Source organism: Streptomyces sp. NPDC054840 (genome assembly GCF_053611065.1).
In genome coordinates this window covers 1-9,143 of the sequence record NZ_JBSGZP010000270.1, presented here as the reverse complement: position 1 = coordinate 9,143, position 9,143 = coordinate 1, and the positions used below count along the sequence as shown (strand labels likewise).

8 protein-coding genes and 1 riboswitch are annotated in these 9,143 nt (G+C 69.9%); of the genes, 3 read left to right on the top strand and 5 right to left on the bottom strand.

The genetic code is table 11. The features are described from left to right. Positions 1-80: 80 nt before the first annotated feature. The 5 genes from ACWGIU_RS20035 to ACWGIU_RS20015 form a co-directional block, all read right to left on the bottom strand. Positions 81-1,829: an ABC transporter substrate-binding protein gene (locus ACWGIU_RS20035; RefSeq protein ID WP_453707610.1), complete on the bottom strand. Its 1,749-nt coding sequence runs from the start codon at positions 1,827-1,829 to the stop codon at positions 81-83. A gap of 77 nt (positions 1,830-1,906) precedes the next feature. Beyond that, positions 1,907-2,902 carry an ABC transporter permease gene (locus ACWGIU_RS20030; RefSeq protein ID WP_453707609.1) on the bottom strand — a complete coding sequence of 332 codons (996 nt, stop codon included), beginning with the start codon at positions 2,900-2,902 and terminating at the stop codon, positions 1,907-1,909. A 492-nt stretch (positions 2,903-3,394) separates the two neighbouring features. Beyond that, positions 3,395-4,135: an enhanced serine sensitivity protein SseB C-terminal domain-containing protein gene (locus ACWGIU_RS20025; RefSeq protein ID WP_453707607.1), complete on the bottom strand. Its 741-nt coding sequence runs from the start codon at positions 4,133-4,135 to the stop codon at positions 3,395-3,397. 94 nt (positions 4,136-4,229) lie between these two features. Then, positions 4,230-4,964: an enhanced serine sensitivity protein SseB gene (locus ACWGIU_RS20020; protein WP_453707605.1), complete on the bottom strand. Its 735-nt coding sequence runs from the start codon at positions 4,962-4,964 to the stop codon at positions 4,230-4,232. A gap of 105 nt (positions 4,965-5,069) precedes the next feature. Continuing rightward, positions 5,070-5,726: an AAA family ATPase gene (locus tag ACWGIU_RS20015; protein WP_453707603.1), complete on the bottom strand. Its 657-nt coding sequence runs from the start codon at positions 5,724-5,726 to the stop codon at positions 5,070-5,072. 206 nt (positions 5,727-5,932) lie between these two features. After that, positions 5,933-6,036: riboswitch (glycine riboswitch) on the top strand. A 174-nt stretch (positions 6,037-6,210) separates the two neighbouring features. On the opposite strand from ACWGIU_RS20015, the gene gcvT reads away from it, so the two are divergent. The 3 genes from gcvT to glyA all read left to right on the top strand — a co-directional run bounded on the left by gcvT (position 6,211) and on the right by glyA (position 9,085). Next, on the top strand, positions 6,211-7,326 hold the full coding sequence (gene gcvT / locus ACWGIU_RS20010) for a glycine cleavage system aminomethyltransferase GcvT (RefSeq protein WP_453707601.1): 1,116 nt from the start codon (positions 6,211-6,213) through the stop codon (positions 7,324-7,326). A 101-nt stretch (positions 7,327-7,427) separates the two neighbouring features. Then, positions 7,428-7,811: a glycine cleavage system protein GcvH gene (gene gcvH, locus ACWGIU_RS20005; protein WP_189742936.1), complete on the top strand. Its 384-nt coding sequence runs from the start codon at positions 7,428-7,430 to the stop codon at positions 7,809-7,811. 17 nt (positions 7,812-7,828) lie between these two features. Continuing rightward, positions 7,829-9,085: a serine hydroxymethyltransferase gene (gene glyA / locus ACWGIU_RS20000; RefSeq protein WP_301366366.1), complete on the top strand. Its 1,257-nt coding sequence runs from the start codon at positions 7,829-7,831 to the stop codon at positions 9,083-9,085. The last annotated feature ends 58 nt before the right edge of the window (positions 9,086-9,143 follow it).

Here is a 9,143-nt window from a genome sequence, read left to right as displayed (position 1 = left end):
CTGCTGCCTTCACCTGCCTTCCACGGTTCTGGCAGATCTGGCTGAGAGGGTCGAACTGCCTGAGGACTTGGCGTCCGGGGTTACTTCAGGCCGACGTTGAGGTAGTCGTACTGACCGCTCCACGCCGGGTTGGAGACCACGTTGCTGATCTTGGGCGAGCGGTAGTGCAGCACCTTGAAGTAGGTCAGGGGCACGATGACCGCCTGGTCCATGACCTTCTTGTCGATCTCGCCGTAGACCTTCTCGCGGGCGGCGGAGTCGGTGTTGGCGATGTTGTCGTTCAGCATCTTGTTGATCTCGGGGTCGTTCAGCTGCGACAGGTTGGTGTTGCCCGTCTTGCTGATCGCATCACCGTGGACGACCTGCTGGAGGAAACCGAAGCCGCTCGGCCAGTCGGCGCCCCACTGCATCATCATGAGGCCGATCTTGTTGTCCTCGGTGAACTTCGGGACGCCCGCGTAGTCGCTGAAGTACTTGCCCGCCGGGAACTGCTGGATCTTGACCGTGATCCCGATCTTCTTCAGGGACGCCTGGATGGCCGTGGCCATGTCGACCTCGCCGGCGCGGTCGTTGCGCGCGGTGATGGTGGTCTCGAAACCGTTCGGCTGGCCGCAGGCGGTCAGCGCGGCCTTGGCCTTGGTCTCGTCGCCCTTGTCATCGGGGGTCTTGTAGGTGTTGAAGTCCACGTGACCGGGGATGTCGGTCGGCAGGACGGTGCTCGCGATGGCGCCGCGGATGGGGCCGCCGAAGGCGGTCTGCACCGACACCTTGTCGACCGCGTACTGGACCGCCTTGCGGCACTCCACGTTGTCGAAGGGTGCCACCTTGGTGTTCATCGCCATGTAGACCAGGCGACCACCCTCGGCGTTGTCGGTGTTGGGGTCCTTCGAGGTCAGCAGCTCGGTCTGGGTCTGCTGGGCCACACCGTTACCGACGATGTCGATGTGGGTGTTGCCGGCCTTCAGGTTGGAGTCGATCGTCTCCTGGTTGACCTTCAGCTTGACGACGATCTTCTCCGGGAGCTGCTTGCGCAGCGGGTCCGTGGAGGCGTCCCAGTTGGGGTTGCGGACCAGGACGGCCTGCTTGTCGTGCTCGTAGCTCTCGAACATGTACGAGCCCGAGGAGACGATGTTCTTCACATAGTCCGCGCCGTTGTCCTTGGCCTTCGGCACGGGGGCCGACTGCGGGTTGGCCAGCAGGTAGTCGAACTCGGCGAAGGGCTGCTTCAGCTTGAAGATGATCGTCTGGTCGTCGGGGGTCTCGATGGACTGCAGTCCCGTGTCGGACTTGTCCTTGTACGGGCCCTCGTACGGGGTCTCGTTGTTCTTGAGGTACTGCGCGAGGTAGTTCGGGCCGTTGGAGTGCACGTCACGCGCGAAGTTGCTGCGCTCGACCGCGTACTTGACGTCCTTGGAGGTGACCACGGAGCCGTCGCTGTACTTGACGCCCTTGCGCAGCTTGTACGTCCAGGTCGCACCGCCGTCGCTCGGCGTACCGAGGCCCTCGGCGAGGTCCGGGACCACCTTGTTGCCCTCGGCGCCCGGGGCGGGCGCGAAGGTGGTCAGCGGGCGGGCGTACAGCCGGCTGAAGTTGAAGACGAAGCCGTAGTACGTGTTGCCGGGGTCGAAGGAGTCGGGGGTGTCGGACGCCTCGTAGACGACCGTCCCGCCCTTCTTGTCCGAGGCGTTGACCACGGCCTTGACGGCGGCGTTGGAGCCGGCCGACTTGTCGTCACCGCCGGTCTTGTCACCACCGTTGCAGGCGGAGGCGGTGAGGGCGACGGTGATGGCGGCGGCAAGCACCGCGGCTGTTCTCGACCTGCTTCTCATGGCGGAGTGATGCCCCCTGATTCGGAGTGATGGTGCGTACTGGCGGAGCCTCGGCCGGGTGCCCGAGAACGGGAGGGTCAGCGCGAGCTCTTGGGGTCCAGGGCGTCGCGCAGACCGTCGCCGAGGAGGTTGAAGGCGAGCACGGTGACGAAGATCGCCATGCCCGGGACGACCATGAACATCGGGTCGACCTTGTAGTAGGCCACGGCGGAGCTGAGCATTCCGCCCCATGAGGCCTGCGGCGGCTGGATGCCCACGCCGAGGAAGCTCAGGGAGGCCTCGAAGAGGATGTTGGTCGGGATGAGCAGCGTGGAGTAGACGAGGATCGGGGCCACCAGGTTCGGCAGGAGCTCCCGGAAGACGATGAAGGGGCCGCGGGCTCCGAGACTGCGCGCCGCGTCGACGAACTCCCGCTCGCGCAGCGAGAGGGTCTGGCCGCGCACGATGCGTCCGATGTAGGGCCAGCTGAAGAAGCCGATCACGAAGATCAGGACGCTGATGTGCAGCGGCAGCCCGTCGAGGCCGAAGGCACCGCCCTGGAGGGCGGCCGAGATGGAGATCGCGAAGAGCAGCAGCGGGAAGGCGAGGAAGGTGTCCATCATGCGGCTGATCACCGTGTCGGCCCAGCCGCCGTAGTACCCGGCGATGATGCCGAGCACGGAGCCGATGAACACCGAGACCACGGTCGACCCGAAGGCGACCAGCAGGGAGACCCAGGAGCCCTCCAGGATGCGGGTGGCGATGTCGCGGCCGAACTTCGGCTCCACGCCGAGCGGGTGCTCCCAGCTGATGCCGCCGAAGGAGCCGACGGGGGTGGCCAGGGAGGGGTCGATGAGGTCCTGGTGCAGGGCGTCCGGGTCCAGCCCGAACATCCACTGGATCGGCTGCGAGAGCATGGCCAGCACCACCAGCAGCAGCACGACCATGCCGCCGGCCAGCGCAACCTTGTCCCGCTTGAGTCTGATCCACGCGATACGGCCGAGCGAGCGCCCCTCGATCGCCTTTCGCGGAACCTCGGAGGTGGCCACGGCTGCGGGCTCGGCCGCGCTCATGTCCTGCAGTGGTGCCGTCATCGTGGTGGGACCCCTCTCGGCCGACATTGGCCGGCCCATGCCCGCCGCTGTGGCGGCTTGGTTCAATCGGCGTCGCTGGTGGTGCGATTGATACGAAATATGCCGGATGTGCACGTGAAGAGCTGGCGTTTGTGAGATGGACCGGCCTTCGGTGGGGTGGAGTCTTCAACGCCCTCTCAAGCGCCCGCCAGACCCCCCGGGGATGTGATGCGCAACCGTGATCTACGCCTACACCTTCCGTTATCCGAACCCCGGGACCTGTTGAGCGGTGAAACACCGCCCGTTCGGCACGGAACGGACATCTGACCCAACTGCCCTTCCAGGCATGAATCCTGGGCGGATCCAGCGGATACGCCGAAGGCCGCACCGATGGGGACCGGTGCGGCCTTCGAGAGGGATGAGTCCATATGCGGATATCGCGCGGGGCGGACGCCGGGCGAGTACGGCCGGGTGGGTACGCCCGAGTGGGTACGGCCGGGTCGATGCGCCGGGTCAGTACGTCGGCGCCTGGCCCTCGCGGTCGTAGAAGGGGCGGGTCTGCGCGCGCAGCCACATGGCGACGGGATCGTGCTCGTCCCCGAGCGCGACCGTGCACACCGGGACCCCCTCGGGGACCACCCCGACCGACTGCCGCATCATCTCCCGTACGGATTCCAGCGCGGGCGCGGAGGCGTCGTACAGGTCGAGCCCGACCGCGAGGTACGGGGAGCCGAGAGCGGGCTGCACCCACGCGCGGCGCAGCGACCGCACGGCCGGGGTGCGGTGCGCGTGCTGGGTCAGCAGCCCGTAGAACTGCGGGAGCTCGATCGCGGGCTCCGACAGGCGCAGTGGGCCGGCCGGCATCCGGTCCAGGCCCGTGGCGATCCGGCGCAGGTCGGCCCACGGCACGCCGAGGCCGCCGCCCTGGGCGTGCGGGTTGAGCCACAGGCCCCAGCGGTCCGGGTACAGCGCGCGGGCGATGTCCCGCCCGGTGACCACCTCGTAGCCCCGGTTCCAGCCGCTTGCGGCCAGCTCCTGGGGGGAGGTGACGCAGGGCGCGTAACCGAGGCTCTCCACCTCCATACCGCCGTACTGGGCGTCCGGGGAGCCCGGCTGCCCTTGCCAGAGCAACATCCACAGCCGGCCCTCGGAGAGGGCGTGCAGGAGTGCCTCGTAACTCTCGTAGCGCCCGGGAGTCACCTGGCGCATCATGTGCTCGACCTGCCCGGCCGCGGCCGTGCCTGACGCACTCACCCGGAACCCCTCTTCGTCCGCCCGTCGCTCCACGCGTGTCCTCCGAACCGGCAGTCGCGCGTGCGGCCAGGAGATGTAACCAGCTTAAGCGGCCCTACGGCAGGTAGAAGGGGCGTACGCGCTCACGAATCCAGTCCGTGACCGGGTCCTGGGCGGCGTCCAGCAGGATCAACTGCACCGGCCACGGCGGCGGGACACGGGTCAGGGCCCGTCCGAGGGCCTCCATCGGCGCGCTCTGCGTCTCGGGTTCCCATCCCACCAGGCTGACACCGACGAATAGCTGGGGCGCCCCGCCCTCGATGCTGGCGAGGCAGCGGTGCGCCGCGGCGACCACCCCGGTGGCCCGGAACTCCTCGGTGGCGGCGGCCAGGAAATCCACCGGGTCGTCCTGCCAGTCGGGCTCGTAGAGCCGGACCCGGCCGCCGGTGGCCGGGCCGTCGAGCGGGGTCCGGCCGGTGCGGCAGAGCTCCGCGACGGCGGGCGGCGGCAGCGGTACGCCGACGGCGCCCTCGGGGTTGAGGGCGATGCCGAGCTGCGGGGGCAGGCCGCGGGCGAACTCGACGGCGGGGGCCACCGCGAAGTCCATGCCGGGGCCGACACAGGCGAGGAACTGGGCCTCGGAGCTGTAGACGGGGACGTACGCCGCCCCGCCGATGTCCATGGTGGGCAGGTCGAGGCCGCCGGACGTGGGGCCGCCCCCGCCCGGCAGCGGCACCCACACCTGGCTGCGCCCGAGGACCTCCAGGATCCGCCCCCCGGCGTCCGGCTGCCCGAGCGCCGCCCCGAGCACCTGCTCGAGCTCATTCCCCGGCCAGCCGCTGCCCTGCATCTGCCCCTGCCTTCGCCTTGTCCCTCGCGTGTCGACCCGCAGGGTACCGGCCCCGCGTGCCGCGCCGTTGCCGGGGGGCGGAGCCCGGCAAGGCGGCAGCCGGACTCAGGTGGTGAACGCTATGCGGGTCACCGTCGCCGCCGAGCGGCGGTCCAGCAGGGTCACCGAGGCGCATCCGGCGGGCGGGCGGCCCGCTTCGGCCTCGCGGAGCAGCCGGGTCACCGCGCCGCGGTGGCGGGCGAAGGCGTAGGCGGAGACCCGGCGGCCGCGCGCGGCCTGGCCGGAGAGGGCCTCCTCGGGGCTGCTGTCCAGCAGGATCAGGTGCAGCGCCCGGCCCCGGCGGTGCGCGGCGGCCGCCAGCAGGCCGCGTACCCAGGTCTGCGTGCCGCAGTCGTGGACGACCACGGAGGCCCCGGAGCGCAGGACCCGCCACAGCCCCCAGTAGTGCGCGGCGCGCACCAGCGGCCGGTACACCGCGTACGGCAGCGCCGTCGGCATGCGGCGCTCCCAGCGCTCACGGGTGTCCTGGGAATCCACCGCCCCGCCCTCGGCGGCCGCCCGCTTGATCAGCGTGCTCTTGCCACCGCCGGGGAGTCCGGACACCACGACGATGTCGCCGGCCGCGAAGCCGAGCGGGTGCGGGGCGGTCGCGGCCGGTCCGCGCAGGTCACGTACGAGGCCGAGGCCGGTGTCGGCCGCCCTCCCGCGCCCGCGCGCTCCGCGCTGCGCGGGCACCGCCTCCACGGTTCCCGTCGTCGTCACCACTCCGAATCTCCGCACAGTGTTCGCCTCCCCCGATTCGGGTCACCAGGACCCTTGCCCACTGAGTGTAAAGAGACGGTAATCCGGCGGCCCCGGTTCCGGTCGGGCCCTTCGGAGGGCCGTACGAACTTTCGGACCCCGCCGCCCGTTCTCGGGCATGGCGTGCAATGATGTGCGCCATCTGGACCAACTGCATACCGGCCGCTTGAATCCGCGCGGGAGAGTCCCGGCACGCCGCAAGGCCGTGCGCGGGCGCCGAAGGAGCAAGAACCTCCCTTGAATCTCTCAGGCCCCGTACCGCGTGGATGAGGCAGATCTGAAAAGCGAGCTGCTGCGCAGCTCCACCCAAGGTGCAAGTCGATGAAAGAACCGGCGATCCGTTGATCGGCGGAACTCTCGGCGAACCTCTCAGGTTCCGATGACAGATGGGGAGGAACGTCCTCGTCATGTCATGTCGATGCCCTGGGACCCGGGAGCCACACCCATGAGCACTGCCCCCCGCCTGACCGCCCTCGATGCGCTGCACCGCTCGCTCGGTGCGACCATGACCGATTTCGCGGGCTGGGACATGCCGCTGCGGTACGCCAGCGAGCGCGAGGAGCACAACGCCGTACGGACCAAGGCCGGTCTCTTCGACCTGTCCCACATGGGCGAGATCACGCTGACCGGCCCGGAGGCCGTCAAGGCCCTGGACCACGCGCTGGTCGGCAACATCTCCACCGTCGGCGTCGGCCGCGCCCGCTACACGCACATCTGCCAGGAGGACGGCGGGATCGTCGACGACCTGATCGTCTACCGCCTCGGCGAGACCGAGTACATGGTCGTCGCCAACGCCTCCAACGCCCAGGTCGTCCTGGACGCCCTGACCGAGCGCGCCGCCGGCTTCGACACCGTGGTCCGCGACGACCGCGACGCGTACGCGCTCCTCGCCGTGCAGGGCCCCGAGTCCCCCGGCATCCTGGCGTCCCTGACCGACGCCGACCTGGACGGCCTGAAGTACTACGCCGGCCTGCCGGGCACCGTCGCGGGCGTGCCCGCGCTGATCGCGCGTACCGGCTACACGGGCGAGGACGGCTTCGAGCTGTTCGTCGCCCCCGAGCACGCCGTGGAACTGTGGCAGGCGCTGACCAAGGCGGGCGAGGGCGCCGGCCTGGTCCCGGCCGGCCTGTCCTGCCGCGACACCCTGCGCCTGGAAGCGGGCATGCCGCTGTACGGGCACGAGCTGACCACCTCCCTCACTCCGTTCGACGCGGGCCTGGGCCGGGTCGTGAAGTTCGAGAAGGAGGGGGACTTCGTCGGCCGCGCCGCGCTGGAGGCCGCCGCCGAGCGCGCCGCCACCAACCCTCCGCGCAAGCTCGTCGGTCTGATCGCCGAGGGCCGCCGCGTCCCGCGCGCCGGGTTCCCGGTCGTCGCCGGCGGTCAGGTCATCGGCGAGGTCACCTCCGGGGCCCCGTCCCCGACGCTGGGCAAGCCGATCGCGATGGCGTACGTGGACGCGGCGCACGCCGCGCCCGGCACGTCCGGCGTCGGCGTCGACATTCGCGGTACGCATGAGCCGTACGAGGTCGTGGCGCTGCCGTTCTACAAGCGGCAGAAGTAGCCCCACGCACCACGTCCGCCGTCCGGGATCCCGGACGGCGCCGTCTCAGTACCCAAGACCGCAGTTCGTATCCACTCCCCCGCATCCAGGAGAATCAGGTCATGAGCAACCCCCAGCAGCTGCGTTACAGCAAGGAGCACGAGTGGCTGTCGACCGCCGAGGACGGCGTCGCGACGGTCGGCATCACGGAGTTCGCGGCCAACGCGCTCGGTGACGTCGTCTACGCCCAGCTCCCCGAGGTCGGCGACACGGTGACCGCGGGCGAGACCTGCGGCGAGCTGGAGTCGACCAAGTCGGTCAGCGACCTGTACTCCCCCGTCACCGGCGAGGTCGTCGAGGCCAACCAGGACGTCGTGGACGACCCGGCGCTCGTGAACACCGCCCCGTTCGAGGGTGGCTGGCTGTTCAAGGTGCGCATCGCGGAGGAGCCGGCCGACCTGCTCTCCGCCGAGGAGTACGCCGCGCTCACCCACTCCGACAACTGACACCCCAGGGGATCCTGATGTCTGTTCTCAACACCCCCCTGCACGAGCTCGACCCGGACGTCGCCGCCGCCGTCGACGCCGAGCTCGCGCGCCAGCAGTCCACCCTGGAAATGATCGCGTCGGAGAACTTCGCTCCGGTCGCCGTCATGGAGGCCCAGGGCTCGGTCCTGACCAACAAGTACGCCGAGGGCTACCCGGGCCGCCGTTACTACGGTGGCTGCGAGCACGTCGACGTGGTCGAGCAGATCGCGATCGACCGCATCAAGGCGCTGTTCGGCGCCGAGGCCGCGAACGTCCAGCCGCACTCGGGTGCGCAGGCGAACGCCGCCGCGATGTTCGCGCTGCTGAAGCCGGGCGACACGATCATGGGCCTGAACCTGGCCCACGGCGGTCACCTGACCCACGGCATGAAGATCAACTTCTCCGGCAAGCTCTACAACGTGGTGCCGTACCACGTCGACGAGACCGGCGAGGTCGACATGGCCGAGGTCGAGCGCCTCGCCAAGGAGTCCAAGCCGCAGCTGATCGTCGCCGGCTGGTCCGCCTACCCGCGCCAGCTGGACTTCGCCGCCTTCCGCCGCATCGCGGACGAGGTCGGCGCGTACCTGATGGTCGACATGGCGCACTTCGCGGGCCTGGTCGCCGCCGGTCTGCACCCGAACCCGGTGCCGCACGCCCACGTCGTCACCACCACCACGCACAAGACCCTCGGCGGTCCGCGCGGCGGTGTCATCCTGTCGACGCAGGAGCTGGCCAAGAAGATCAACTCCGCGGTCTTCCCGGGTCAGCAGGGCGGCCCGCTGGAGCACGTGATCGCGGCCAAGGCCGTCTCCTTCAAGGTCGCGGCCTCGCCCGAGTTCAAGGAGCGCCAGGAGCGCACCCTGGAGGGTGCGAAGATCCTCGCCGCCCGCCTGGTCCAGGACGACGTCAAGGCCGTGGGCGTGGACGTCCTCACCGGTGGCACCGACGTGCACCTGGTCCTGGTCGACCTGCGCAACTCGGAGCTGGACGGTCAGCAGGCCGAGGACCGCCTCCACGAGGTCGGCATCACGGTCAACCGCAACGCCATCCCGAACGACCCGCGGCCCCCGATGGTCACCTCGGGTCTGCGGATCGGTACGCCGGCGCTGGCCACCCGCGGTTTCGACGCCGAGGCCTTCACCGAGGTCGCCGAGATCATCGCGCAGGCGCTGAAGCCCGCGTACGACAGCGAGGCCCTCAAGGCTCGCGTCTCCGCGCTCGCCGCGAAGTTCCCGCTGTACCCGACGCTCTAACCGGCGTCCGGCCGGCGGCCACGGAAGGGCCCGGCCTCGTCACCGCACAGGCCGGGCC